Source organism: Nonomuraea marmarensis (genome assembly GCF_043197025.1).
GTDB classification, from domain to species: Bacteria; Actinomycetota; Actinomycetes; order Streptosporangiales; family Streptosporangiaceae; genus Nonomuraea; species Nonomuraea marmarensis.
In genome coordinates, this window is sequence record NZ_JBICRM010000003.1 from 343,000 (window position 1) to 366,393 (window position 23,394).

The window sequence follows — 23,394 nt, forward strand, 5'->3', positions numbered from 1 at the left end:
CGTAGTCTCGTTCGATATTGCCGAACGCATCCTGGCGTGGAACCGATCACCGGCGAATCACGTCCACGAGGGGGAAGCCCAAGACGGGGGCGACCGCATCTTAATGGAATAGAAGTTCCGTTAAAATGGATCGTGACAAGGAGACTAGATGGACCAACCTTCCCGCTCGGCGGGAACCGTGCGGCCCGGGGGCCGTACCGCGCGAGTGCGCGCGGCCGTGCTGGAGACCACGCAGGACGAGCTGGTCGAGCACGGCTTCCACGGCCTGACCATGGATCAGGTCGCGGCCAGGGCGGGCGTCGGCAAGACCACGGTCTACCGGCGCTGGGGGAGCACGGCGGGGCTGGTCGTGGACCTCATGACGGAGCTGGCCAACCAGTCCTCACCCCACACCGACACGGGCACGATCGAGGGCGACCTGCGGGCCAACGCCCTCTCCGTCCTGGGCGCGATAAGCGACGGGCGGCTCGGGGCCACGTTCCAGGCGGTGATCGCCGCCGCCACCTGTGACGAGCAGGCCGCCCACGCGCTGCGCTCCTTCTACCTGCGCCGCATCGAGGAGTGGGCCAACGTCGTGGACCTGGCCGTCAAACGGGGCGAGCTGCCCGAGGGGACGGACGGCGCGGAGGTGATCCGCGCGATCTCGGCTCCGCTCTACTACCGGCTGGTGGTCACGAGGGAACCGGTGACGCGCGAGGTCGCCGAGCGGTCCGTGACGCGTACGCTGGCCGCCGCCAGGGCCGGGGCGTTCGTGGTGCCCGGCTCAGGGGGTTGAGCGGGGCCACACGGAGCCGTACCACCACAGGATCCCGCCCATCACCACCAGCCCGCCCGCGGTGGCGAGCTTGCCGACGAGGTCGGTGGGCGGGCCGGTGAACGGGAGCCGGCCGCTACGGTGGCCCCAGGGGCAGTCGTTCTTGACGTGGGTGGAGTCGATCAGCGTGTCCGGCTGGTTGCCGGTGACCTGGTACGCCTCGATCTCGGCGCTGCTGCCCTGCCCCACCGGGACCTGCTTGACGATCGTCCTGCGGGCCGGGATCGAGCCGGTGGCCACGCTCGTGGAGTCGGCCTGGAGGTCGTACCGTACGGCCTGGCGGGTCTGGTTGTGCAGCCTGACGGCCACCTGGCCCGAGCCGCAGCCCACGTCGTCGACCGTCATCGTGAACGGGTCACCGGAGTCGGCCCGCGGCCACGGCCACGCCCACGCCGTGGCGGGGAAGAGCAGCGCGGCGCCCATCGGGAGGGCGGCCAGGACGAGACGGGTTCCGATGCGCATGCGCTCCTCCCGAGGTGTGATCTTTGCTACGTAAGGTGCCCAAGTGCATACAGAAAGTAACATCAACTCGCCGGGGGAGCGCAGACCCCCGATGAGCCTTCATGATGGATGTATGGCGGAAGCGATCTACGTCGGCGGTTTGTTGGTGGCGACGCCGCTTCTCGACGACCCCAACTTCCGGCGTTGCGTCGTGCTGATCCTGGAACACGACCTCGACGGCGGCACCCTCGGCGTGGTGCTCAACAGGCCGAGCGACATCTCGGTGACGCAGGTGCTCCCGGTGTGGGACCCGTTGGTGACCGGGCCCTCCGTGTTGTTCGAGGGCGGGCCCGTACAGACGGACAGCGCGCTGGCGCTGGCGGCGGTCCCGAGTGGCGAGGAGCCGCTCGGCTGGCGCAGGCTGCACTCGGGCACCCCGGCCGTCTCGCGGCTGGGCACGGTGGACCTGGACGCGCCGCCCGAGATCCTGCAGGGGGAGATCGCGCAGATGCGCATCTTCGCGGGGTACGCGGGCTGGACGTCGGGGCAACTGGCGAGCGAGATCGCCGAGGGCGCCTGGTACGTCGTCGACTCCGAGGTCGGCGACACCTTCCACGGGGATCCCGGCTCGCTCTGGCGGCACGTGTTGCGGCGGCAGCCCGGCGAGCTGGCCTTCGTGGCGACCTGCCCGGACGACCCCACCATGAATTAGCCGCTACACATCCCAGCCCGGCCGGAGCGAGCGCTCGGCCAACTCGATCGTCTCCGCCATGCGGCCCGTGATCTCCGGCACGGTGCCAACGCGCCGCGGGCACTCGAAGCCGACGCGCATGGTGGACATGGCGAACGCCACGATCAGATGGGAGAGCTGGTCCTCGTCGGGGTCGGCGCCCCTGCGGGCGGCGATCAGCTCGGCCAGGCGGCGTTCGGTCTCGGCGCCCCTGGCCACCGACTGGCCGACGAGGTGCGGATGTTCGTCCAGGAGACGGCGCAGCTTGAGGAACCTTTCCGAGTCTTCCGGCGTTGAACCCTCCATGTCGCTCAGCACCGCGCGTAGGGCGTGCATGAGCGCAGTGAACGGCGGCTCGTCCTGCGGGCGGGACTCCAGGGTCTCGAGCATGATCCCCTCGCCGTGGTCGTGGAACCACAGCACCAGGTGATCCTTGCTGGTGAAGTAGCGGAAGAAGGTGCGGGGGGAGATTTCGACGGCCCCCGCGATCTGGTCCACCGTGGTCGACTCGTATCCTTGTTCGAGGAACAGGTCGAGCGCGGCGTCGAGGATCGCCAGGCGCGTCTTCTCCTTCTTGCGTTCCCGTAGACCCACAGCGGTCACTCCCTCGACACCTTTCTGTCACAGTGTGCCATAAGTCATAGCCCGACGAATAAAAGTCGTTTGTCAGAAGTCATAGACTGACATAGATTACCTGAGGCTTACGAGTTTTATGCCCCGGCGTGGGGCTGATGTGTGACTTTAGGGGGACTTCATGGTTCACGCGAAGGCGGTCGACGCGCCGTCATCGCCCGGCCCCGCGAAGACGGGGACCGGAGGCAATCCTTGGCTCGTGTTGCTGGCGGTCAGCCTGGGCGTGATCATGGTGATGCTCGACGGCACGGTCGTGGGCATCGCCAACCCGGTCATCCAGGCCGACTTGAAAGCCTCGCTGTCCGACCTGCAGTGGGTGACCAGCGGCTACCTGCTGGCCCTGGCGGTCTTCCTGATCACGGCGGGCAAGCTGGGCGACCTGTTCGGGCACAAGCGCGTCTTCCTGATCGGCGTCGCCGGCTTCGCGCTCTCCTCGGTGGGCATCGGCCTCAGCGCGCAGCTGTCGGACATCATTCCCGGCCTCTCGCCGGTCGGCGCGCTGATCGGGCTGCGGGTGCTGCAGGGCCTGTTCGGCGCTTTGCTCCAGCCCGCCGCCCTGGCGTTGCTGCGTGGAGCGTTCCCCGGTGAGCGGCTCAACCAGGCGATGGGGGCCTGGGGCGCGATCATCGGCCTGTCCAGCGCCGCCGGCCCGATCGTGGGCGGCCTGCTGGTCGAGAACGTGAGCTGGGAGTCGGTCTTCTTCGTCAACGCGCCCGTCGGCATCATCGCCCTCGTCATGGGCATCTTCCTGATCAGGGAGAACCGCACGCGGACGCTGGCCAGGATCGACTGGCTCGGCGTTCTGCTGCTGTCCGGCGCGATGTTCTCCCTCGTCTGGACGATCATCAAGGCCCCCGAGTGGGGCTGGGGCGACAGCAAGACGCTGACCTTCGTGGCCGCGTTCGTGGTGCTCATCGCAGGCTTCATCATCTGGCAGAGCAGGGCGCGCCAGCCGCTGGTGCCGCTCTCGTTGTTCCGGAACGTCTCGATCTCCATCGGCACCGTGCTGATGATGATGGTCGCCTTCGCGATGTTCGGCGCGATGTTCTTCCTGGGCTTCTTCTTCCAGGGCGTGCACGGCCTGTCCCCGCTGGAGGCCGGCCTGCGCATGTTGCCGATGAGCGCCGGCATGATCGTCGCCTCGCCGCTGGCGGGCATGGCGATCGGCCGGCTCGGAGCCAAGATCACGATGTCGGCCGGTCTGCTGATCACGGCGCTGTCGATGTTCCTGATGTCCCAGCTCAGCATCGACGCCTCGTTCATCGAGAGCGGCATCCCGTTCCTGCTGCTGGCGTTCGGCCTGTCGCCGGTCTTCGTGGGCGCCACGGAGATCATCGTGGGCAACGCGCCGATGGAGTTGAGCGGGGTCGCGGGTGGCCTGCAGCAGTCGGCCATGCAGGTCGGCGGCGCGCTCGGCACCGCGATCCTGGGCGCCGTGATGGCCGCCGAGATCTCCACCAAGCTGCCCGGCTACCTCGGCCCCGCGGCCCAGGGCATCCCCGCCGAGCAGATGACGGCGCTGGAGAAGGCGGCCGCGTTCGGCCTGGCGCCCCAGGGTCTGTCGCAGCAGATCGGTGACGCCGTGCACAACTCCTTCATGGACGGCATGCACCTGGCCTTCATCGTCAGCACCGCCATCGCGGTGCTGACCGCCGTGCTGACGTTGTTCGTCAAGTCCGGCAGGAAGAGCGAGGGTGCGCCGGTCCACATGGGCTGACTCCGTCTCGTACGGCCCCCGCCACCCGGCCGGGGGCCGTACCGCTGTCTGGGCCGCCGTGTGGGGCCGGTGTTGCGGCGGGCATAAACTCGGTGAGGTGAGCACCACGAAGATCCTCCCTGAGCAGGAGACCACTCCGCGGACGTCCCACGGCGACGGCGATCATGAGCGATTCGCCCACTACGCGGACAAGCACAAGATCACCGAGAGCATGGTGTCGGGCACGCCCATCCGCGCCCTGTGCGGCAAGGTCTGGGTGCCCAGCCGCGACCCCAAGAAATACCCGGTCTGCCCGGAGTGCAAGGAGATCTACGAGGGCCTTCCCCCGGGTGGCGGCGACGGCGACGGCGACAAGCAGTGAGTGTTGCTGAGCGGTAATCCCACCGCCTGGAGCTACGGTCGGTAGCCAGACCAGCTCAAATCGTAGTGGGGGATTGCATGGCCCGGCGCGCGACCGCCGTCTCGTTGGCATGCCTGCTCGCGGCCGGGCTCATGCCGCCGCTCCGGCTCGACGCCGCCCTGGCGGCAGGTTGCGCCAGACCCGCCGCGCGGCAGCCGGGGCCGCGCTCGCCCAAGCCGGAAGACGTGGCCAAGGTCATGGCCGAGCTCCGCGAGCGGCTGGCCGGGGTCACGCCGCCCACGCAGATCACCGTGCCCACCCGCGTGCACGTCATCACCAAAGGCGCGCGCCAGGTCTCCGACCAGACGGTCAGGGCCCAGATCGACGCGCTCAACTCCGCGTACGGCGGCGTCTTCGGCGGCGTGGACACCGGCGTGCGGTTCAGGCTCGATGGCATCGCGGTCAAGGACGACGCCGCCTGGTTCGCCGACCCCGTCGGCCACGAGAAGGCCATGAAAAGCGCCCTGCACGAGGGCGGGGCCGGCACGCTCAACCTGTACATCGCCCAGCTCAGCGAGCTCATGCTGGGCTTCGCCAGCTACCCCTACTGGTACGCCGAATCGCCCGGCCTCGACGGCGTCGTGATCGACTGGCGCAGCCTGCCCGGGGGCGCGATGACCAACTACAACCGGGGCTTCACCGGCGTACACGAGATCGGGCACTGGCTCGGGCTCTTCCACACGTTCGAGAACGGTTGCGCGTTGCCCGGCGACGGCATCGACGACACCCCGGCGGAGGCCAAGGCCACCGTGGCGTGCGCGGCGGGCAAGGACACCTGCACGCACGCGGGCCAGGACCCCGCGCACAACTTCATGGACTACGCCCACGATCGGTGCATGTCGGAGTTCACGGAGGGGCAGGCGGATCGTATGCACGAGATGTGGGCGGCGTACCGAAACACCCCTGAAACCCAGTTGCCAGCACAAATTACGATGTCTGGGTGACAGCACCGAAGGCACTCGACACTCCCCACGAACGCTCCCGAATCCTCGGCCCCGAATACCGTACGGCCACGTTCGGCATCCTGCTCGTGGTCACTTTGATCGCCTTCGAGGGCATGTCGGTCAGTGTCGTCATGCCGGCCATCGCCGACGAACTGGACGCGCTTGACCTCTACGGGATCAGCTTCTCCGCGTTCCTCATCGCCAGCCTGTTCGCGAACGTGGTGTCCGGGCTCTGGTCGGACCGGCGCGGGTATCCGCTGCCGTTCCTGGCCGGGGTGGTGCTGTTCGTGACCGGGATGGCGCTGGCGGGGGCGGCGCACTCGGCGATGTTGTTCCTGGCGGCGCGGGCCGTGCAGGGGCTGGGGGCCGGGTCCTCGGTGGTGGCGCTGCTCGTGATGATCGCGCGGGTCTATCCGATGGAGGCGCGGCCCCGGGCGTTCGCGGCCGTCTCCGCGGCCTGGGTGGTGCCCGCCATGGTGGGGCCGGCCGTGGCGGGGTTCGTGGCGACCCAGTGGGGCTGGCGGTACGTGTTCTACGGGATCATCCCGCTGGTGGTGCCCGCGCTGGTGATGCTCGTTCCGGCGCTGCGGATGCGGACGTCGTCCGGTACTGAGCCTTCACAGGGGCCGCGCTCCCGGCCGCTGGCGATGACGCTGGCCGCCACCGCCACGGCCGGAGGGGCCGGGCTGCTGCTGTACGGGGTGGACCGGCTGCACCTGCGTCCGGTGCCCGGGGCGGTCGCGGTGGTGGCCGGGGCGGCGTTCCTGGTCTACGGGCTCTACCGGCTGCTGCCTCCAGGGGCGTTGCGGTTCCTGCGCGGGTTGCCCACGACCGTGCTGATGCGGGGGTTGTTCTCGGCCTCCTTCTTCGGGGTGAACTCCTTCATCCCGCTGGTGTTGCAGGAGGTGAAGTCCTTCGATCCGACGTACGCGGGGATCGCGCTGACGACCGGGGCGCTGGGGTGGTCCGCGGGGTCGTACCTGCAGAGCCGGCGGGACGGGGAGGCGCACAGGAGGATCCGGCTGGGCGCGGTGTGCGTCATGGTCGCGATCCTGATCTGCCTGCTGTCCGTCCTCCCTGGGGTGACCGGGTGGATCGCGGTGCCCGCGTGGATCGTGGCCGGGTTCGGGATGGGGTTCGGCATGACCACCGTCAGCGTCACGGCGTTGCGGCAGTCGCCGGTGAACGAGCAGGGGCGAACTCGGCGGCGCTGTCGGTGACGGACATGCTGGGGTCCGCGCTGGCGATCGGGGTCGGTGGCGCCCTGGTCAACCTGATCGGGCACTCCTCCGCCGAGATCGCGAACGGGTTCGTCGTCATCTCCCTCCTCATGGCCGCCATCGCGCTGGGCGCCACTGTGCTGGCCGGGCGCACCCGCTGAATTCCGCCCCTCCTGTCACAGCGATCACGGTTCGCCTGATCCCCGTGGCGAGGAGTGATAGGACAGCGGGACAGAGGAGGTGTCATGGAGGGTGATCACCGTGTCTGGCCGCCGCGGACGGGTCCCAGGCATCGCCGTACTCCTCCAGAGGACGGGGAGCTCGCGTGGGGCCGTGACGAGGAGCCGCGACGGGAGCGCGCGAGCCCCTTCGAGCAGGTACGCGAGCCCGAGCCTCCCCCCGAGCCTTGGCCCGCGCCTCCCCCCGAGTTCCTGGGTCGGCGGGACGTGCCGCACCCGCTGGACCTGGAGCCGGAGGAGCCCTGGAACCCGCGGATCCAACGGACGGCGGACCGCGGGCTGGACCCGCCCGACGACCCGCTCCCGGACTGGGAGTCGCTCCCCCCTTCCGCCCGGCTCTACGGCTCCCCAGCGGATCCGGGGCTGCGCCGCCGCGTCGGTGGGCGGGCGTGGCGTCGGTGGGCGGGCGTGCTGGTGGCGTTGTTAGCCGGGACGGGGCTGGTGGCGGGGGCGACCGCGGTGGTGTTACGGCTCACCGAGCCACCGGCGGAGACGGGGAAGCTGAGCGACTCGCTGGCGGGGGTGACGGTGACGTTGCCGCAGGGGTGGCGCGAGGGGGCGGTGGCGCCGGTGACGGGGTTCACGTCGGTCATCAGGGACGGGGGCGGGGGGCTCGTCATGGCCAGGCCGGTTCCCGGGCCGGTGGAGAACGCCAAGAAGGCCACGGCGGAGGCGGCGGAGTTGTACTCCAGGCTCCTGCTCAAGGGGGACCGCGTGACGATCGTCGAAGACCGGCAACTCCCCGAAGGTCACACCCGGGCACTACGGGCGGAATATCAGGACGTGGTCAACCGGCCCGCCTTCCTCCGAGTGATGCTGCTCACTCGCGACGACAAGGCCGTACTGCTGGTCGGGCTGCTCCAACCCGAGGAAACCAGCCGCAGGCAGGCGCTCGACGCCGTCATGACGAGCATCCGATAAGCCGCATAGCACGTGGGGAAGACCTTGGCCAGAATCCACGACTCACGGCACGTCTTGTCGGTGGGCCCGTCTACTCTTGGGTCACTGTGAGAGAGCGAAGCACACGAACCCCAGAGGTGATGCGGTGAGCACCTTCGCCGCATCCCACCTTTCGCCTTCCTATCCAGACCGAGCCGCATGGGGCACCGCGCCCAAGCTGCGTGCCTGGCAGCAGGAGGCGTTCGACCTCTACTTCAGGCGCGAGCCGCGTGACTTCCTCACCGTGGCGACGCCGGGCGCGGGCAAGACGACCTACGCCCTGCGCATCGCCAGCGAGTTGCTCGCCAACGGGGTGATCAGGGCGGTCACCGTGGTAACGCCCACCGAGCACCTCAAGCGCCAGTGGGCCGACGCCGCCGGGCGGGTCGGCATCGGCATCGACCCCGAGTTCAAGAACAGCCAGGGCGCGACGTCGCGCGACTACATCGGGGTCGCGGTGACCTACGCGCAGGTCGCCATGCACCCGGCCCTGCACAGGGCGCGCACCGAAAACCGCAAGACGCTGGTCATCTTCGACGAGATCCACCACGCGGGCGACGCCAAGTCGTGGGGCGACGGCGTGCAGGAGGCGTTCGAGCCCGCCACGCGCAGGCTCCAGCTCACCGGCACACCGTTCAGGTCCGACGACAACCCGATCCCGTTCGTCGGCTACGAAGAGGACGGCGAGGGTCTCAAGCGCAGCGTCGCCGACTACTCCTACGGCTACGGCCCGGCCCTCGACGACGGCGTCGTACGTCCGGTGATCTTCCTGGCCTACTCCGGCGAGATGAAGTGGCGCACCCGCGCCGGCGACGAGATCGCCGCCACCCTCGGCACGCCGCTGACCAAAGACCAGCTCTCGCAGGCGTGGCGGGCCGCGCTCGACCCCAAGGGCGACTGGATCCGCCAGGTCATGCAGGCCGCCGACCGGCGCCTGACAGAGGTACGCCGGGGCGTCCCCGACGCGGGCGGCCTGGTCATCGCCACCGACCACGAGACCGCCCGCGCCTATGCCCGCCACCTGCGCAACATCACCGGCGAAGGCGCCACCGTGGTGCTCTCCGACGATCCCGGCGCCTCCAAGAAGATCAAGCAGTTCGGGGCCTCGGAGGACCGCTGGCTCGTGGCCGTGCGCATGGTCTCCGAAGGCGTCGACATCCCCCGCCTGTGCGTCGGCGTCTACGCCACCTCGACCTCCACCCCGCTCTTCTTCGCCCAGGCGGTGGGCCGTTTCGTGCGCGCCCGCAAGCGCGGCGAGATGGCCTCGGTCTTCCTCCCCTCGGTGCCCACGCTCATGGGGCTGGCCAATGAGATGGAGGTGGAGCGCGACCACGTGCTCAACAAGAAGCCGCCGGAGGACGGCCTCGACGACAGCCTCCTGGAGCAGGCCAACCGCCAGAAGGACAATCCCGACGTCCTGGGCGATGAGCTCCCGTTCGAGACGATGGAGACGTCGGCCACGTTCGACCGGGTGTTGTTCGACGGCGGCGAGTTCGGCACGGGGGCGGAGGTCGGCTCGGCCGAGGAGGAGGACTTCATCGGCCTGCCCGGCCTGCTGGAGCCCGACCAGGTGGCGACGCTGCTGCGCAAGCGGCAGTCGGACCAGCAGGCGGCCAAGCGCAAGGAGACCGTGCAGGAGCCGCGCGCGGCCCTGGCGCCGCACGAGCAGATCGCGGAGCTGAGACGCGAGCTCAACGGCCTGGTGGGCGCGTGGAACCACCGCACGGGCCAGCCGCACGGGGTCATCCACTCGGAGCTGCGCCGCGCGTGCGGCGGCCCGCCGATCGCCCAGGCCACGGCCGAGCAGATCCGGGAGCGCATCGACACCATCCGCCGCTGGGCCACCCAGCGCCGCTAGCCGAGCCCTGAGTGGTGCCGGCCGAGTCGCCTGACCATGATGCGGCAGACCTCCGGACGCAGCTCCTGCCCGCCGTCCGGGTGATACACGACCTCCGTCGTGTCCACCTCGCCATGCGGCCACTCGGCGTACCCCCGCCGCCGGTACAACCGCTGCGCGGCGAGATTGTCCAGGCCCACGCCGAGAGCGACCTGCTCGTGGCCGACGGCGGAAAGGCGGTCCTCGGCCGCCCACAGGAGCTCGGTCCCGATTCCCTGGTTACGGCGCCAGGGAAGGACCTCCAGATGGGTGAGCAACGCGACGCCGGGTAAATGGGCGCGCAGTTCGGGCTCTTCCGCGGGGGCCAGCCAGACGTAGACGTCGCCCACCGCCACATCCCGCTCCCAGGCGACGAGGAGATATCCGTGCCCGGTGTCCTGCCTGGTCAGACGGTCGGTGAAATAGAGCTCCTGGCCGAGCGAGCGGACAATGGAAGGGAGGTCTGTATGGACGGCTTGGCGAATATCAGGTGCCCCCACGGACGACAGATTCCCTGATGACGCTCCGGTGAATCAACGGGGGGCATCCATGGAGCTCCGCCAACTCAACGGCTTCGCGCCATCCTTGACCAGCCATTTCATGGCGTCCGAAGTGGTGCCGAGCACTGGCATCCGGGCGAGGTGTTTCGCCCATCGGTGCCGGTCTTTCATCCAGGTTTTGAGATAGGAGACGCAGAACTCCGGGCTGATGCGGCGAAGGCGGTCGCGCGCGGCGCGCAGGGAGCTCTCCATGGCGTGCCGCTCGATCTGCGGGCCGGGCGGGAGTTGCTTCACCCGGCTCAGCACGTCCTCGATGAAGTCCTTGCGTTTGGCCAGGAAGCCGGTCCAGTGTGCGAGGTCGGTCGCGCCCTTCCAGCCCGTGCCCTCCTCCTTGTCCAGCAGCCAGTAGATGCCTTCCGCGAGCACGTCGCCGAGCTCCTGGTCCCGCGCCCGGATGAGGCGGTCGAACGGGTCGTAGGGGCGCTGCTTCACCATTCCGGTGATCGCCAGCCTGTGCAGCGACTTCTCGCCCAGCAGGTAGAACCAGTCCTCGTTGTAGATGTTCGGGAAGAACGAGCGGCTGCGGGTCGTCTCGACGGCCACGGCGCCGCCGCCGACGAACGAGTCCTGGTGCCCTCCGGTCAGCCGGTGCGCGTGACACACGACGGAGTTGTCCGGGAAACCGCCGATGTGCATGCCCACCACGTCGTACGTTTCGAGCAGCGCCGCCGCCCGCGCCACCTCCTCGTGCCCCCCGACCTCGATGTCGTCGTCCAGGAAGACGATGTGCCGCCAGCCCATCAGGCGGGCGAGGAGCAGGCCCGTGTTGCGTTTCGCGCTGAGGTCGGTCGTGCGGAAGAAAGAGGTGCCGTTCAGCATCGCCGTCGTCCGGAAATCCGGCAGGTTGAGCCGGTCCACGTCGATGTCGATCGCGATGAAGCGCACATCGGACGGCATCAGCGCCGCGGCCAGCTGGGCGCTGCTCCACTTGCTGTGCAACGAGACCAGCGGGCAGCCCAGCGCGGACGCCAGCCGGACGGCATGCCTCAGCCAGCTGGGATGCCGGATCGTGGGTACGACGATGGCATCCACCGTCCCCGGCCAGGAGGGTGCGGATTCGGCATCGAATATGTCGACCAGATGCCGGTGGGAGCCGTGGTGGTGCTCCGTTCTGACCTGTTCTATTTCAGTCTCCATGAGTGGGCTCCGACCATTCGTGCAGCCGGACGGAGTCGAGCGTCCAGTCCGGCGTGACGACGACCGGGCCCTCGATCCTGACCCGCGTGAGAATGCTGTACGACTCGGCGGTGCCGAAACGCCTGCGCAGGTACGCGGCGTTCCTGCTGCGGAACCGTTCGTCGGTCAGCGCACGGACCGCACCGTACACGCCTCTGGCGTACATGCCATTGCAAATGGTCAAGGTGCGTTCGACGTTGTCGGGATTGACCCCACGGTAGAAGAACGCGACGTCCTCCAGCAGTCGCAGATTATCGCCTGACCCGCCGGTGACCGGGTAGTGCCTGCGCGTGTCGTCACCCTCATTGACCTCGAAATACGGTCCTTTCTCGCTGACCCAGTCGGCCACCTGGCGTACCGGGAGTTCGATTCGCGCGAGCATGGACGCGGTGACCTGGTTGTAGTCCACCCCGCCCAGCAGCACCAGGTGAGTCGTGAGGTCGTCGGAGCGTAAGTCCTCGGGGGCCCGGAGGGTGACCAGGCTGCGCGGGTTCGCGGCGCGGAGGTGGCCGTGCAGCTCGAACAGCGAATCCAGATCCGAGTATTTGTAGAGCTCGATGTAGTCGGGCGTCTCCGGCGACGAGTACGGGATCTTGAGCCGGTCGTTCTCGGGCACCTGCGAGCAGATGATCGTGATCGGTTCCCTGTCGGCGAAGTGCAGGGGCCCTTCCCGGAAGGCGTCCTGTGCCGGCGCCGCCTCGGCGGTCTCGCCCGCGGCCTGGAACCTCAACGCCGCCTTGCGCAGCCGGGTCAGCTCGTCGAGCAGCCTCTGGTGCTCGGCGGCCTCCTCCGGGGTCATCTCCGAGAGCGGGAGCACGCGGGCCGTCCCGTTGGAGAGCGAACGCCTGGTGGCGAAGAACGCGGCGTATTTCTCCAGCCGCTGTAGGGGCGGGATCTTGATCGTGTGAGTCGACTCCCACGATGAGATCAGCGGAACGCTGACCCGGAACGCAGCGCTCAGCTGCGCCTGGGTGACCCGCAGATCAGGCCAATGGCTGTCGCGGAGCTGGCGCAGCTGCTGCGCCAGCGCGGTCCGCGCGTCACCGTCGACGCTCATGCCTCAGCCTCATTCGTGTGAACTTCAGGAATCTCTAGTGAACATCACCCTGGCGGCGAAGTCGATGGAGAATCCGCAGCTAGGACATAACACAACTACTGGTGTACGAAGCATGTGCACAAGAGACACCAGTCTAGCCAGCCGTTTGCGGCTCCCGCGGCTGGAATGGCTGTATTCAGTTGGGGTAAACAAGTAAATGGAGAAGGTTCAGTTAATCGACTGAAGTTCACTGAACGGATCGTGGGGGTGGTTTCATGTCGAGAGCCCGATGATCCCTACCGGCCAGGAGCGGCATCCCACGCGGAAAGACCGCGGACACCTCCCTGACGACGCCAATCAGCAGTAGAGGTGCCCGCAAAGAGAGGTTTCTGTCAGAGCGCGTATCCGCACCAGGGAAAACCTTCATGACAACACTAGCCCTCCACCTCGCGGTGGCAATGCCCGGCTCAGCCGACACCAAGAACCTGACCCTCTTCATCCTGGCAACCATGATCATGCTGGCACTGGCGGGGATCCGCGGGATGATCCGGCGGACGCACGTCATCATGGTGATCACCGGCACGAGCGCCTTGCTCGTGGTCCTCGCCATCCTGGCCATCGCCTACCTGATCACCTTCAGAGCGGTTTGAAGTGCGATCGCGCGCGGCGCGCCGCCCCCAGCGCTGCGCGCGTGCAGGCCCCGGACTCCGCGGCGGTTACTACGCGTGACTCTGCGCATTTGGCCACAGAGCAGTGTCCTTCTGTTAGAAGCTCGACGTAAGCGGCAACAACCACACTTGGCTGTTCTCGGGATATGCAGAAGGACTTTGCCCATGTCGTCTGAGGCCACCGGAAGGTCGACGCTCGTCGTCACGTCCGGCCTCTCTCGAAACGCCATCATCATCAGACTTGAAGGCGAGCTGGACGTCAACGCGCTGCCGGTGTTGAGGGAGCACCTGCAGCGCATCTGGGACCTGCCCCCCAAACCGTTCCTGATCCTGGACCTCGGCGAGGTCTCGTTCTGCGACTCGATGGGGATGAACGAGCTCGTCAGCCTCCTGCAGCGATGCGAGGCCAGAGGCACCCGGCTGCTGCTCGGCGGGGTTCAGGGGGTCATGGCGCGGGTGTTGTCGATCACCGGGTTACGGCACGCGTTCGAGGTGTTCGCCAGGTTCGACGACGCACTGCGGCTGGCCGTCGCCAAGTCCTGAGCGACGCTGAGCGGCGCGTCCCGGGCCCGACCCGACGTCCGCGACGGGGCCGGAGGACCGTACGAGCTCGGCGAACGCGGCGAACATCGCCCGGTCCAGCGGCTTGCCCGCCAGCTCGTCGTGGAAGAACTCGGCGTAGTCGGAGGCCATGGCGTCGTAGGACGCGCGGGTGGTGCGCAGGAAGTCCGGTTCGGTCACGACCGGGGACCCTAGCGCGCCGGCCCGCGCGGCCGTCGGTCACATGACTGCATTACTTACCGAAGTGGCAGGTTTCGGTATCCGTCGCCCAGTCCGTCCATTAATCGGGATATAACCGGACTTTTCGTGTCGCGGGATGGTTAGCGTGGCGATGCCGCCTTCGACCCGTACGGGGAGTGTGAGCACGCTTCTGTGACGCAGCGTCATCACGGTCTTACGCTCCCCGATCCCCGGGCTCTCGTGCAACCAGACCAGCAGCTTCCTGCCCTCGCTGCGGACGACGACGTGCGCCGTCCGGCACTCGCGCGGCGCGGCCGCCCAGGTCAGCACAAGTCCCTCGCCGACCTGCGCTGACTCTGGGGCCGGGATGCGCTCGGTACAGGAGGGCCGGGTGGGCGGCAGCGCGTGCGCCACCACCAGCGGCGGAGTGGGGGCGGGGTGGGGGAGGACGGCGTCCATCGCGATCGTGCCGCCCTCCAGCAGCGCCAGTGTCACGATCGCGCCCACTCGCTCGCCGTTGCTGCCCTTGGCGAGTAACCACAGGCAGAGGGGGGCGAGAACGAGCCAGGCCACACCTAGGGAGAGGGCCAGCATGAAGAAACCTCCCACGAGGATGGAGTCTTGTTACTCTCCGTATTAGTACAGATTCGGAGAGGGTTCGCCCTCTTGGATATCACATGACCTCAGCGTTGCACACTGTGTACTCTTCGTGATCGACGGCGTAAGAGGGACGCCGGGTTACCGTAGAAGGGTGCCTGAGGTAAGTCTGTACCTGCCCGAGGAGATCAAGAACCAGGTCGCTGAGGCGGCCCGGGTGCATGGGATGTCCGAGGAGTCATACATGCGAGAGGCGATCAAGCGCGCTCTCAACGAGGAGGTCCTCGGAGAGCGGCCTCGGCCACGACTGCCGCTGTTCGACAGCGGCGACCCTGCCTTGGCGCGCAGCGTGGACGACGTTCTCGCCGAAGGGTTCGGCAGGGATGGGCTCGACTGATGCTCATTCTGGACACGAGCGGCGCGTTCGCGGCCGCCGACCGCGCTTCAGACGAGCACCTCGCGGTGAAGAAGGTGCTCGACAACGAGACGGGAGGGATAGTGCTCTCGCCATTCATCCTGGCGGAGCTGGACTACATGCTGCTGACCCGGATCGGCCTGCGGGCTGAGCTGGACTACCTGGGTGAGGTCGGGCGTGGGGTCTATGACCTCTTCCCGATGACGCGCCACGAAGTCGAGCGGGCGGCCGGACTCATCAGCCGCTACGGCAGCATGAAGATCGGCCTCGCGGACGCGTCCGTCGTCCTCCTAGCCGCTCGCTTCAAGACGACCCGCGTGCTGACGCTCGACCAGCGGCACTTCAGGGCGATGAAACCGCTCTGGGGTGAGGCCTTCACCGTCCTGCCCGCGGACGCGAACTGATCAACCCACTGCGGGCGCTCCCCGGAGGGTGGCGCCCGCGTCCTCCATTTCCGCCATCGCCGCCTCCGTGGTCGTCGGCGCGACCCCGGCCGTCAGGTCCAGGAGCACCCGCACCGCCAGGCCGTTCTTGACCGCGTCCAGCGCCGTGGCACGGACGCAGTGGTCCGTGGCGATGCCCACCACGTCAACCTCGTGGACTCCCCGCTGCTCGAGCCACTCCGCCAGCGGCAGCCCGTCGCCCGAGGCGCCCTCGAAGCCGCTGTACGCCGCCGCGTACGCCCCCTTGCTGAAGACCTCCTCCACACCCGACACGTCGAACGACGGGTGGAAGTCCGCCCCGGGCGTGCCGGCGACGCAGTGCGGGGGCCAGGTGGAGACGTAGTCGGGCATGGGGGAGAAATGCGGGCCGGGCTGGATGTGGTAGTCCCTGGTCGCCACCACGTGGTCATAGCGGTGGACGGACACGTGGCGGGTGATCGCCGCCGCCACTCGCGAGCCCCCTGCCACGGCCAGGCTGCCGCCCTCGCAGAAGTCGTTCTGCACATCGACGATGATCAACGCGGTGCCCATACGTAGCACGATACGTCAGGCGAATTCCGTGGGGATCGCCGCGTACCCCCGGCCCAGGTGGAGGGCCTCCAGGGGGAGCGAGGCGATGGCCTCGGCGTGGCGTTCGCGGGCGGCTGAGAGGGGTTCCCTGCCGGTGATCTGCCCGTCGCGTACCAGCTCGTGCAGCAAGGGGATACCGCCTTCCGGGACCAGGCCACCGGTGGTGATCAGCTCGGTCTCCACGTGGCCCGCCGGGTCCAGCAGCCGGAACGCCTCCTTGCGGCCTCCGCGCGACGGCTTGCCCACCGAGCGCTTGGCCACGGCCTCCAGCTTGCCCGTCGCCGTCTCCCGCGCCACCAGCTTGTAGACGAGGGCCGCCGTGGGGACGCCGGAGCCGGTGACGAGGGAGGTGCCCACGCCGTAGCCGTCCACGGGGGCGACGGCCAGCGCGGCGATGGCGTACTCGTCGAGGTCGGAGGTGACGAGGATGCGGGTGTCGAAGGCGCCGAGGGCGTCCAGTTGCTCGCGCACCTCTTGGGCGGCCGCCGCCAGGTCGCCCGAGTCGATGCGGACCGCGCCCAGCTCCGGCCCGGCCAGTTCCACGGCCGTCCGTACCGCCTCGGCCACGTCGTACGTGTCCACCAGCAGCGTCGTACCCGGGCCGAGCGTGGCGATCTGGGCCTCGAACGCCGCCTTCTCCGAGTCGTGCAGCAACGTGAACGCGTGCGCCGCCGTACCGGCCGTGGGGACCCCGTACACGTGCCCGGCCATCAGGTTGGAGGTCGAGGCGAACCCGGCGATGTACGCGGCTCTCGCGGCGGCCACGGCGGCGCTCTCGTGCGTGCGGCGCGAGCCCATCTCGATGAGCGGCCGCTTGCCCGCGGCGTTCGTCATGCGGGAGGCGGCCGAGGCGATGGCGCAGTCGTGGTTAAGGATCGACAGCGTGATCGTCTCCAGCAGTACGGCCTCCGCGAACGTGCCCTCCACGACCATGATGGGAGAAGCAGGGAAGTAGAGGTCGCCCTCGCGGTAGCCGTAGACGTTCCCGGAAAACCGGTAATCGGCGAGAAACGCCAGAGTACTGTCGTCGACGACCTGGTTCTCGCGCAGGTAGGCAAGCTCTTCCTCACCGAAGCGGAAGCGTTCCAGCTCGTCCAGGACACGTCCCGTGCCGGCGACAACCCCGTAACGCCTCCCACCCGGCAAGTGCCTGGCGAACACCTCGAAAACCGCGCGCCGGTGGGCCGCGCCGCTCCGCAGGGCCGCCTGCAGCATCGTCAGCTCATAGTGATCTGTGAGCAACGCAGTGCTCATGGTCATTGTCACGACTCGAAGACTACGGCCCAGATAGGGCAGACTCGGGGATGTGGGTAGCACCGCTCCAATCGCCGTTGAGCGTCCGTCATCGGACGTCCGGCCCGATCTGCCATGGGTGACCATCGTCTGGAACGACCCGGTCAACCTGATGTCCTACGTGACCTATGTCTTCCAAACGGTCTTCGGTTATAGGAAGGAGAAGGCCGAGAAACTCATGCTGGACGTTCACCACAAGGGCAAGGCGGTCGTGTCCAGCGGCACGCGCGAAGAGATGGAACGCGATGTGCAGATTCTCCACTCCTACGGCCTGTGGGCGACGGTCCAGTCGGACTCCGTCAAATGAGGCGAGTGAGGCCGATGAGGAAAGTGAGGCGGCGCGGGTGACTTCGGGGTTCTCGCCGGGCAAGGCTGGTGGCGTCATCGCGGAGTTCGAGGCCGCGGAGGTCTCGCTGCTGCGTTCGCTCGTCTCGATGATGCTCGGCATCGTGGCGCCGGGGGAGACCAGCGACGACCCGCTGGAGCGCGCCCTGGGCATCGGGGCCAGTGAGGCGCCGTCGGATCCGGTGCTGGCCAGGCTGTTCCCGTCGGCGTACAAGGACGAGAAGGAGGCGGCGGAGTTCCGCCGCTACACCGAGGCCACGCTGCGCGACGGCAAGCGGGCCGACGCGCAGACCGTCTTCGACACCGCCAAGTCGGGCCGCGCCCTGCTCACGCCCGAGCAGGCCCAGGCGTGGTTGCGCTCGCTCAACGACGTACGCCTCACGCTCGGCATCAAGCTCGACGTGACCGAGGAGGTGCACGACGAGATCGCCATGATGTCCGAGGACGACCCTCGCTACCCGGCCTACGTCACCTACGACTGGCTGACCTACCTCCAGGACAGCCTGGTCCGGGCCCTCTGGTAATTTCCGGGCATGCTGTCGATCTCGCAGGAACTGGTGGACAAGATCGTCGCGCACGCCCGGGCCGACCACCCCGACGAGGCGTGCGGCGTCATCGCGGGCAGGAACGGCGTGCCCGAGCGCTTCGTCCCCATGGCGAACGCCGAGCGCTCGCCCACCTTCTACCGCTTCGACTCGTTGGAGCAGCTGCGGGTCTGGCGCGAGATGGACGACCGCGACGAGGAACCCGTCGTGATCTACCACTCCCACACCGCCACCGAGGCCTACCCCTCGCGCACCGACGTGTCCTACGCCTCCGAGCCGGAGGCCCATTACGTCCTGGTGTCCACGAGGGACGAGGACGAGGTGGAGTTCCGCTCGTACCGGATCCTCGAAGGTGTGATCACAGAGGAAGAGGTAAGGTTTCTCCCATGATGGTCCGGGCCGTGCAGAGCTTCCTCTTCGCGCATACTCCGGCTGTCGTCGTCTACGACTGTCGCTGAGGCGGAATCCGCATCCAGCCGTCGGCGTTGCTGCCGATGGGACGACGACTTCCAATATCGCCGAGTCCGCGATGACTTCCTATCTCGCCGAGTCCGCGACCTGACTGAGGAGACCGACCGCGATGGCCATCGAAGTACGCATTCCGACCATCCTGCGCAACTACACCGACGGCGCCAAGGCCGTCGACGCCGAGGGCGCCACCCTCGACGAGCTGATCAGCAATCTTGAGTCCCGCCACCCCGGCATCAAGGACCGCCTGATCGACCAGGGCAGCCTGCGCCGCTTCGTCAACGTCTACCTCAATGACGAGGACGTGCGCTTCCTGGGCGGTCTCGGCACGCCGGTGTCCGACGGCGACACGGTGACCGTGCTGCCTGCCGTCGCCGGCGGGTGACATGCGTTTCGACTCGCTGATCGACTCGGTCGGGCGTACGCCCCTCGTCGGGCTGCCGAGACTGTCGCCCTCCGCCGACGTGCGGGTGTGGGCGAAGCTCGAGGACCGCAACCCGACCGGTTCGATCAAGGACAGGCCGGCGCTCTGGATGATCCAGGAGGCCGAGAAGGAGGGCCGGCTCACGCCGGGGTGCACGATCCTGGAGCCCACCAGCGGCAACACCGGCATCTCGCTCGCCATGTCGGCCAAGCTCAAGGGCTACAAGCTGATCTGCGTGATGCCGGAGAACACCTCGGAGGAGCGCCGCCAGCTCCTGCGCATGTGGGGCGCGCAGATCATCTCCTCGCCCGCCGCGGGGGGCTCCAACGAGGCCGTACGCGTCGCCAAGGAGCTGGCGGCGCAGAATCCGTCCTGGGTGATGCTCTACCAGTACGGAAACCCGGCCAACTGGCGTTCGCACTACGAGGGCACGGGCCCGGAGATCCTCGAGGACCTGCCCACCGTCACCCACTTCGTGGCCGGGCTGGGCACGACGGGGACGCTGATGGGGGTCGGGCGGTTCCTGCGCGAGCGGGTGCCCGGCGTGCAGATCGTGGCCGCCGAGCCGCGTTACGGGGAGCTGGTCTACGGGCTGCGCAACGTGGACGAGGGCTTCATCCCCGAGCTCTACGACGAGTCGGTGCTGACCACCCGCTTCTCCGTCGGCTCGGCCGACGCGCTGCGGCGCACCCGCGAGCTGCTGGCCGCCGAGGGCATCTTCGCCGGGGTCTCGACCGGTGCGGCGCTGCACGCGGCGCTGGGGGTGGCCGGGAAGGCGGTCAAGGCGGGGGAACGCGCCGACATCGTGTTCGTGGTGGCCGACGGCGGCTGGAAATACCTGTCCACGGGTGCTTACGAAGGCACCCTGGACGAGGCGGAAGAGCGCCTCGAAGGCCAGCTCTGGGCATGAGAAAGGCGGCCGGTGCCGGACCGGCCGCCCCTCCTGGTCATCAGTTGAACAGGACCCGCAGCGAGAACGTCGCCTCCGTGTCGCTCTGCGTGCCGCTCATGCCGATGGCCTTCAGCACCTGCAGGTTGGCCTTCTCGTCGCCCTGCAGGGACTTGAGGTAGAGGTTCTCGACCTTGTCCAGGTCCACGAACAGCGCGGAGTTCGCCTCGCCCGCGTTCGGGATCGCCGTCTGGAACGTCTCCGAGTCGCCGAGCGTGCCCTGCTCGGCCAGCTTCTTGGCGTACTCGTCCGTCGTCGCCACCGTGAAGACGCCGTCCCCGGCGACCTTGGCGATCTGCGGAGCGGGCTGGCCGCTGGCGGTCATCGCCTGCTGGACCTTGTCGATGATCGCCTGCGCCTTGGCCGGGTCGGTGGCGACCCGCACGCCGCCCTTGATCTGGTCGCTGTCCAGGCCCTCGCTGTCCACCGCGATCGTGAAGTTCTTGCCGAAGATCGTGGCCAGGTCGGCGGGCAGGTCCAGGCCGAACTGGGTCTTGGCCTGGGTGAGGAGCTGTGTGATCTCCGCGCTGCCCGACGCCGTGACCTGCTTCTCGATTTCGGCCCACTGCTTGGTGATGGTCTGGTCGAGGCCGGAGATCGACAGGGCGGCCCCCGTGGAGGCGGGCAGCGTGCCCAGGTTGGCCTTGGGCAGGTCGCCCTGGGGTGCCAGGCCCTTGACGCCCCTCACGACCCCGGCCAGCTCGACGTAGGCGCTGTCGAAGCGCAGGGCGCCGGCGAACCTGGCGTCCTTGACCTGGTCGAGCGTGGCGGCCTGGCCGGCCGGGATCTCCTTCTTGGCCATCTCCATGAGACCGCCCATGTCGGCCCAGAACGACAACACGCCCTGCTCGCCGACCGCGCCCATGTCGTCGCTGAACTCGGCGTTGTCGGACAGGCTGCCCTCGGCCTGGGCGTACTTGTCGGCGAGCTGCTGGGTGGAGCTGAGCAGCGCGTAGTCGTCGCGGAAGGCGATGCCGTACTTGTCGCCGTCCATCAGCTTGGCGATGCCGGCCTTGGCCTGCTCCTGGTCCTTGACCTGGACGGCCACCGCGAAGTCGGGCTCCGTCTTGCCGGAGGGCACGGCGGCGAAGCCGACCCTGCTGCCCAGCCACGGGTCGACGTCCTTGGCGAAGTCGATCTTGGAGTCGGAGTCACTGTTGATCGTGTTGAACAGCGCCTGGCGCGGGTCCTCGCCCGAGAACGAGTTCTTGGTGACCGTGAACTTCCTGGCCAGCTGGAACAGCGCCAGCTTCTGGTTCGCGGCCGGGTCCAGGTCGAGCCGGGCGTAGGCGATCGAGTCGGCCGGCAGGACGTCGTTCGGCTGCGTACCGCCGCCGCCGATGGCTCCCACGGCCCACACGGCGCCGCCGCCGAGCAGCACCACCGCGAGCGCGGCGGCCGCGGCGACGATCCAGGTCTTGCGGCCCTTCTTGGCCGGCGCCGCGGGGCCGAAGCCCTCGGGGCCCTGCTGCTGCCAACCGCCCTGCGCGTACTGGTCCTGTTGCTGCCAGCCCTGCTGTGGTTGCTGCTGTTGCCAGCCGCCCTGGGCCTGCTGGTTCTGCTGCCAATTCTGCTGGTCCTGCTGGCCGTACGGGGCGCCGTAGGAGGGCTGCTGGCCGTACGCCGCCTGGGGGTTGTACGGCGGCTGCTGCTGGCCAGGGGACGCCTGCTGACCATAGGCCCCCTGCTGGCCGTAGGCGCCTTGCGAAGGCTGCTGGCCGTAAGGCTGCTGCTGGTAGGGCTGCTGCGGCGGGTACGGCTGGCCGGATTGCAGCGGCATGGTCGGGGGGTTCTCCGGCTGCTGCCCCTGATTCCAGTTGTACGCCGTCGTCCGGTCAGGATCCTGGCCATGTGGGGGATTATTCGCAGACATCACTCAACTCACAATGTGGACTTTTTGCCACAGAGAAAGTAACGGATGTTGCTAGACAGGCGCTTGCAATTTGCTGGAGTTGACGTCAGGCCCGGGTGAGCTCATTCCTGAGCACGTCGATGTGGACCTCGCCGCCGCCGTATTCGGCGACGCTGGCCCACGGCACGAACGTGCACCCCGCGTAGACCAGGCGCGCCAGCGCCCGCGAGAGCCAGGCCGAGCGCCCCTGGCGTTCGCGGGTGAGGGCGAGCAGGAGCGGGGCCCGCCTGCCGGAGACGACGAGGCCGTAGACGGTGTGGCTCTGCTGGAGTTCGCCCCTGTGCTTGACGACGCGGATGTCGACGACGAAACCGACCCAGACCCCGTTCGAGTCCCATACGGACTGACCGATGAGTTCGGTGACACTTGCCATGATCGAACTTTCTCAGCCGAATCACGTTTTCGCAGGTAGGCGCGCTGATAGGTCGATGCAATAGAGTATGTGACCACTAGAATAACGTTCCGGATTTGAGGCGGGCGCGGATGACCAAGTTCGACGAGGCCACGCAGGCGATCAAGGTCGACGAGGGCACCTATGACGTGTGCCTGGACCCCGGGTACGCGATCGGCGGCCCGCTCAACGGCGGCTACCTGATGGCCGTGATCCTGCGTGCGGCGGTGGACGCCTCGCCGTTCGAGCATCCGGTGAGCACGACCGCGCAGTTCCTGAAGGCGCCGGTCGCGGGTCCCGCGCAGGTCAGGATCGAGCCGCTCAAGGCGGGCCGGACGGCCGCGTTCGCGAGGGCCACGCTCGTACAGGAGGGTGTGGCGCAGATCGAGGGCCTGATCACGACGGCCACGCTGAAGGAGGCTGAGCCCCTTTATGCCGAAAAATCGGCATATAACATGCCGAGCATCGACGACTGTGCCAAGCTACCCGACCCCAAGCCCGAGTCCGGCATGAACCTGAACGCCCAGATGGAGCTGCTCTTCGACCCGCCCACGATCGGCTGGCTGAAGGGCGAGCCCACCGGCAGGCCCGAGTCGCGGGCGCACTTCAGGATGGCCGAGCCCCAGGACCCGGACCCGTACGTGCTGGCGCTGGCCGTGGACGCGCTGCCGCCCGTGGTGTTCTCGGCGGGCCAGCGTGGCTGGGCGCCGACCGTGGACCTCACCTGGCACCTGCGCGCGCTGCCCGCGCCCGGCTGGCTCACGCTGCTCGGCAGCGGCCGCCTGATCTCCGACGGCTGGTTCGACGAGGAGGTCGAGGTACGCGACTCCGCCGGCCGCCTCGTCGCCCAGTCGCGGCAACTCGCCCGGGTCGGAAGGGGCTAACCGGGCAAAGTGTGAGGAAGACAA

30 protein-coding genes are annotated in these 23,394 nt (G+C 68.3%); 19 read left to right on the forward strand and 11 right to left on the reverse strand.

Annotation, left to right across the window (positions count from 1 at the left end):
* Positions 1 to 148 precede the first annotated feature (148 nt).
* Entirely contained in the window at positions 149 to 775 is a 627-nt protein-coding gene (locus tag ACFLIM_RS07025) for a TetR/AcrR family transcriptional regulator (protein ID WP_393163143.1), read from the forward strand.
* Here the strand turns inward: ACFLIM_RS07025 and ACFLIM_RS07030 are convergent.
* Entirely contained in the window at positions 764 to 1,276 is a 513-nt protein-coding gene (locus ACFLIM_RS07030) for a hypothetical protein (RefSeq protein ID WP_393163145.1), read from the reverse strand. The two genes, ACFLIM_RS07025 and ACFLIM_RS07030, sit on opposite strands and share 12 nt — an antisense overlap.
* Positions 1,277 to 1,388: 112 nt before the next feature.
* On the opposite strand from ACFLIM_RS07030, the gene ACFLIM_RS07035 reads away from it, so the two are divergent.
* Positions 1,389 to 1,967 carry a YqgE/AlgH family protein gene (locus ACFLIM_RS07035; RefSeq protein ID WP_393163147.1) on the forward strand — a complete coding sequence of 193 codons (579 nt, stop codon included), beginning with the start codon at positions 1,389 to 1,391 and terminating at the stop codon, positions 1,965 to 1,967.
* 3 nt (positions 1,968 to 1,970) lie between these two features.
* On the opposite strand, the gene ACFLIM_RS07040 is transcribed toward ACFLIM_RS07035, so the two are convergent.
* A complete protein-coding gene (locus ACFLIM_RS07040) occupies positions 1,971 to 2,588 on the reverse strand; it encodes a TetR/AcrR family transcriptional regulator (protein ID WP_393163149.1) in 618 nt (205 codons plus the stop codon).
* A 151-nt stretch (positions 2,589 to 2,739) separates the two neighbouring features.
* Between ACFLIM_RS07040 and ACFLIM_RS07045 the strand changes: the two genes are divergently transcribed.
* The 7 genes from ACFLIM_RS07045 (at position 2,740) to ACFLIM_RS07075 (ending at position 9,935) form a co-directional block, all read left to right on the forward strand.
* Entirely contained in the window at positions 2,740 to 4,335 is a 1,596-nt protein-coding gene (locus ACFLIM_RS07045) for a DHA2 family efflux MFS transporter permease subunit (RefSeq protein ID WP_393163151.1), read from the forward strand.
* A gap of 97 nt (positions 4,336 to 4,432) precedes the next feature.
* A complete protein-coding gene (locus tag ACFLIM_RS07050; protein WP_393163153.1) occupies positions 4,433 to 4,696 on the forward strand; it encodes a DUF3039 domain-containing protein in 264 nt (87 codons plus the stop codon).
* 77 nt (positions 4,697 to 4,773) lie between these two features.
* A complete protein-coding gene (locus ACFLIM_RS07055; RefSeq protein ID WP_393163155.1) occupies positions 4,774 to 5,679 on the forward strand; it encodes a zinc metalloprotease in 906 nt (301 codons plus the stop codon).
* A complete protein-coding gene (locus tag ACFLIM_RS07060) occupies positions 5,676 to 6,899 on the forward strand; it encodes an MFS transporter (RefSeq protein ID WP_393163157.1) in 1,224 nt (407 codons plus the stop codon). Before ACFLIM_RS07055 ends, ACFLIM_RS07060 begins: the two co-directional genes overlap by 4 nt.
* A complete protein-coding gene (locus ACFLIM_RS07065; RefSeq protein ID WP_393163159.1) occupies positions 6,896 to 7,060 on the forward strand; it encodes a hypothetical protein in 165 nt (54 codons plus the stop codon). Before ACFLIM_RS07060 ends, ACFLIM_RS07065 begins: the two co-directional genes overlap by 4 nt.
* 84 nt (positions 7,061 to 7,144) lie before the next feature.
* Positions 7,145 to 8,059, forward strand: a complete 915-nt coding sequence (locus ACFLIM_RS07070; protein ID WP_393163161.1) for a hypothetical protein — start codon at positions 7,145 to 7,147, stop codon at positions 8,057 to 8,059.
* Between the two features lie 124 nt (positions 8,060 to 8,183).
* On the forward strand, positions 8,184 to 9,935 hold the full coding sequence (locus ACFLIM_RS07075; RefSeq protein ID WP_393163163.1) for a DEAD/DEAH box helicase: 1,752 nt from the start codon (positions 8,184 to 8,186) through the stop codon (positions 9,933 to 9,935).
* Here ACFLIM_RS07075 and ACFLIM_RS07080 read toward each other — a convergent pair.
* The 3 genes from ACFLIM_RS07080 to ACFLIM_RS07090 are packed head-to-tail and all read right to left on the reverse strand — an operon-like array spanning position 9,932 to position 12,746.
* A complete protein-coding gene (locus tag ACFLIM_RS07080) occupies positions 9,932 to 10,453 on the reverse strand; it encodes a GNAT family N-acetyltransferase (protein WP_393163165.1) in 522 nt (173 codons plus the stop codon). The genes ACFLIM_RS07075 and ACFLIM_RS07080 overlap by 4 nt on opposite strands.
* A 33-nt stretch (positions 10,454 to 10,486) precedes the next feature.
* A complete protein-coding gene (locus ACFLIM_RS07085) occupies positions 10,487 to 11,650 on the reverse strand; it encodes a hypothetical protein (RefSeq protein ID WP_393163167.1) in 1,164 nt (387 codons plus the stop codon).
* A complete protein-coding gene (locus tag ACFLIM_RS07090; RefSeq protein ID WP_393163169.1) occupies positions 11,640 to 12,746 on the reverse strand; it encodes a hypothetical protein in 1,107 nt (368 codons plus the stop codon). The genes ACFLIM_RS07085 and ACFLIM_RS07090 overlap by 11 nt, the downstream gene beginning before the upstream one ends.
* A gap of 404 nt (positions 12,747 to 13,150) precedes the next feature.
* Between ACFLIM_RS07090 and ACFLIM_RS07095 the strand changes: the two genes are divergently transcribed.
* Positions 13,151 to 13,375, forward strand: coding sequence for a hypothetical protein (locus tag ACFLIM_RS07095; protein ID WP_393163171.1), 225 nt, complete (start codon positions 13,151 to 13,153; stop codon positions 13,373 to 13,375).
* A 183-nt stretch (positions 13,376 to 13,558) separates the two neighbouring features.
* The gene (locus ACFLIM_RS07100; RefSeq protein WP_393163173.1) at positions 13,559 to 13,936 is read left to right on the forward strand and encodes an STAS domain-containing protein; all 378 of its coding nucleotides are present in this window, start codon (positions 13,559 to 13,561) and stop codon (positions 13,934 to 13,936) included.
* Here the strand turns inward: ACFLIM_RS07100 and ACFLIM_RS07105 are convergent.
* Entirely contained in the window at positions 13,868 to 14,134 is a 267-nt protein-coding gene (locus ACFLIM_RS07105; protein ID WP_393163175.1) for a hypothetical protein, read from the reverse strand. The two genes, ACFLIM_RS07100 and ACFLIM_RS07105, sit on opposite strands and share 69 nt — an antisense overlap.
* Positions 14,135 to 14,173: 39 nt before the next feature.
* Complete coding sequence (locus ACFLIM_RS07110) at positions 14,174 to 14,728, reverse strand: hypothetical protein (protein ID WP_393163177.1); 555 nt, start codon at positions 14,726 to 14,728, stop codon at positions 14,174 to 14,176.
* 157 nt (positions 14,729 to 14,885) lie between these two features.
* Here ACFLIM_RS07110 and ACFLIM_RS07115 point away from each other — a divergent pair, with 157 nt between their 5' ends.
* Positions 14,886 to 15,128: a hypothetical protein gene (locus tag ACFLIM_RS07115; protein WP_393163179.1), complete on the forward strand. Its 243-nt coding sequence runs from the start codon at positions 14,886 to 14,888 to the stop codon at positions 15,126 to 15,128.
* Positions 15,128 to 15,550: a VapC toxin family PIN domain ribonuclease gene (locus ACFLIM_RS07120; protein WP_393163181.1), complete on the forward strand. Its 423-nt coding sequence runs from the start codon at positions 15,128 to 15,130 to the stop codon at positions 15,548 to 15,550. Before ACFLIM_RS07115 ends, ACFLIM_RS07120 begins: the two co-directional genes overlap by 1 nt.
* Here ACFLIM_RS07120 and ACFLIM_RS07125 read toward each other — a convergent pair whose 3' ends face one another.
* Complete coding sequence (locus tag ACFLIM_RS07125; protein ID WP_393163183.1) at positions 15,551 to 16,120, reverse strand: nicotinamidase; 570 nt, start codon at positions 16,118 to 16,120, stop codon at positions 15,551 to 15,553.
* Positions 16,121 to 16,135: 15 nt separating this feature from the next.
* Positions 16,136 to 17,419 carry a nicotinate phosphoribosyltransferase gene (locus ACFLIM_RS07130; RefSeq protein ID WP_393163185.1) on the reverse strand — a complete coding sequence of 428 codons (1,284 nt, stop codon included), beginning with the start codon at positions 17,417 to 17,419 and terminating at the stop codon, positions 16,136 to 16,138.
* A 46-nt stretch (positions 17,420 to 17,465) separates the two neighbouring features.
* Between ACFLIM_RS07130 and clpS the strand changes: the two genes are divergently transcribed.
* The 5 genes from clpS to ACFLIM_RS07155 all read left to right on the forward strand — a co-directional run bounded on the left by clpS (position 17,466) and on the right by ACFLIM_RS07155 (position 20,144).
* The gene (gene clpS / locus ACFLIM_RS07135) at positions 17,466 to 17,759 is read left to right on the forward strand and encodes an ATP-dependent Clp protease adapter ClpS (protein WP_393163187.1); all 294 of its coding nucleotides are present in this window, start codon (positions 17,466 to 17,468) and stop codon (positions 17,757 to 17,759) included.
* Positions 17,760 to 17,796: 37 nt separating this feature from the next.
* Entirely contained in the window at positions 17,797 to 18,321 is a 525-nt protein-coding gene (locus ACFLIM_RS07140) for a DUF2017 domain-containing protein (protein WP_393163189.1), read from the forward strand.
* 9 nt (positions 18,322 to 18,330) lie between these two features.
* Positions 18,331 to 18,732, forward strand: a complete 402-nt coding sequence (locus ACFLIM_RS07145; RefSeq protein ID WP_393163191.1) for a Mov34/MPN/PAD-1 family protein — start codon at positions 18,331 to 18,333, stop codon at positions 18,730 to 18,732.
* A 190-nt stretch (positions 18,733 to 18,922) separates the two neighbouring features.
* Positions 18,923 to 19,195: a MoaD/ThiS family protein gene (locus ACFLIM_RS07150; protein ID WP_125631561.1), complete on the forward strand. Its 273-nt coding sequence runs from the start codon at positions 18,923 to 18,925 to the stop codon at positions 19,193 to 19,195.
* 1 nt (position 19,196) lies between these two features.
* Positions 19,197 to 20,144, forward strand: coding sequence for a PLP-dependent cysteine synthase family protein (locus ACFLIM_RS07155; RefSeq protein ID WP_393163194.1), 948 nt, complete (start codon positions 19,197 to 19,199; stop codon positions 20,142 to 20,144).
* Between the two features lie 40 nt (positions 20,145 to 20,184).
* Here the strand turns inward: ACFLIM_RS07155 and ACFLIM_RS07160 are convergent, their stop codons facing one another.
* Both ACFLIM_RS07160 and ACFLIM_RS07165 read right to left on the reverse strand, forming a co-directional pair.
* Complete coding sequence (locus ACFLIM_RS07160; protein ID WP_393163196.1) at positions 20,185 to 21,963, reverse strand: DUF3352 domain-containing protein; 1,779 nt, start codon at positions 21,961 to 21,963, stop codon at positions 20,185 to 20,187.
* A 178-nt stretch (positions 21,964 to 22,141) separates the two neighbouring features.
* Positions 22,142 to 22,468 (reverse strand): hypothetical protein, encoded by a 327-nt coding sequence (locus ACFLIM_RS07165; protein ID WP_393163198.1) that lies wholly within the window; start codon positions 22,466 to 22,468, stop codon positions 22,142 to 22,144.
* A gap of 110 nt (positions 22,469 to 22,578) precedes the next feature.
* Between ACFLIM_RS07165 and ACFLIM_RS07170 the strand changes: the two genes are divergently transcribed.
* Positions 22,579 to 23,370 (forward strand): thioesterase family protein, encoded by a 792-nt coding sequence (locus ACFLIM_RS07170; RefSeq protein WP_393163200.1) that lies wholly within the window; start codon positions 22,579 to 22,581, stop codon positions 23,368 to 23,370.
* Positions 23,371 to 23,394 lie beyond the last annotated feature (24 nt).

Bases quoted from the DNA above. Each gene is read 5' to 3' on its own strand.
- ACFLIM_RS07030 (WP_393163145.1), bottom strand. From the start codon at position 1,276: ATGCGCATCGGAACCCGTCTCGTCCTGGCCGCCCTCCCGATGGGCGCC.
- ACFLIM_RS07150 (WP_125631561.1), top strand. From the start codon at position 18,923: ATGGCCATCGAAGTACGCATTCCGACCATCCTGCGCAACTACACCGAC.
- ACFLIM_RS07145 (WP_393163191.1), top strand. From the start codon at position 18,331: ATGCTGTCGATCTCGCAGGAACTGGTGGACAAGATCGTCGCGCACGCC.
- ACFLIM_RS07120 (WP_393163181.1), top strand. From the start codon at position 15,128: ATGCTCATTCTGGACACGAGCGGCGCGTTCGCGGCCGCCGACCGCGCT.
- ACFLIM_RS07125 (WP_393163183.1), bottom strand. From the start codon at position 16,120: ATGGGCACCGCGTTGATCATCGTCGATGTGCAGAACGACTTCTGCGAG.
- ACFLIM_RS07025 (WP_393163143.1), top strand. From the start codon at position 149: ATGGACCAACCTTCCCGCTCGGCGGGAACCGTGCGGCCCGGGGGCCGT.
- ACFLIM_RS07100 (WP_393163173.1), top strand. From the start codon at position 13,559: ATGTCGTCTGAGGCCACCGGAAGGTCGACGCTCGTCGTCACGTCCGGC.
- ACFLIM_RS07095 (WP_393163171.1), top strand. From the start codon at position 13,151: ATGACAACACTAGCCCTCCACCTCGCGGTGGCAATGCCCGGCTCAGCC.
- ACFLIM_RS07055 (WP_393163155.1), top strand. From the start codon at position 4,774: ATGGCCCGGCGCGCGACCGCCGTCTCGTTGGCATGCCTGCTCGCGGCC.
- ACFLIM_RS07070 (WP_393163161.1), top strand. From the start codon at position 7,145: ATGGAGGGTGATCACCGTGTCTGGCCGCCGCGGACGGGTCCCAGGCAT.
- ACFLIM_RS07160 (WP_393163196.1), bottom strand. From the start codon at position 21,963: ATGCCGCTGCAATCCGGCCAGCCGTACCCGCCGCAGCAGCCCTACCAG.
- ACFLIM_RS07155 (WP_393163194.1), top strand. From the start codon at position 19,197: ATGCGTTTCGACTCGCTGATCGACTCGGTCGGGCGTACGCCCCTCGTC.
- ACFLIM_RS07130 (WP_393163185.1), bottom strand. From the start codon at position 17,419: ATGACCATGAGCACTGCGTTGCTCACAGATCACTATGAGCTGACGATG.
- ACFLIM_RS07110 (WP_393163177.1), bottom strand. From the start codon at position 14,728: ATGCTGGCCCTCTCCCTAGGTGTGGCCTGGCTCGTTCTCGCCCCCCTC.
- ACFLIM_RS07165 (WP_393163198.1), bottom strand. From the start codon at position 22,468: ATGGCAAGTGTCACCGAACTCATCGGTCAGTCCGTATGGGACTCGAAC.
- ACFLIM_RS07170 (WP_393163200.1), top strand. From the start codon at position 22,579: ATGACCAAGTTCGACGAGGCCACGCAGGCGATCAAGGTCGACGAGGGC.
- ACFLIM_RS07045 (WP_393163151.1), top strand. From the start codon at position 2,740: ATGGTTCACGCGAAGGCGGTCGACGCGCCGTCATCGCCCGGCCCCGCG.
- ACFLIM_RS07085 (WP_393163167.1), bottom strand. From the start codon at position 11,650: ATGGAGACTGAAATAGAACAGGTCAGAACGGAGCACCACCACGGCTCC.
- ACFLIM_RS07035 (WP_393163147.1), top strand. From the start codon at position 1,389: ATGGCGGAAGCGATCTACGTCGGCGGTTTGTTGGTGGCGACGCCGCTT.
- ACFLIM_RS07090 (WP_393163169.1), bottom strand. From the start codon at position 12,746: ATGAGCGTCGACGGTGACGCGCGGACCGCGCTGGCGCAGCAGCTGCGC.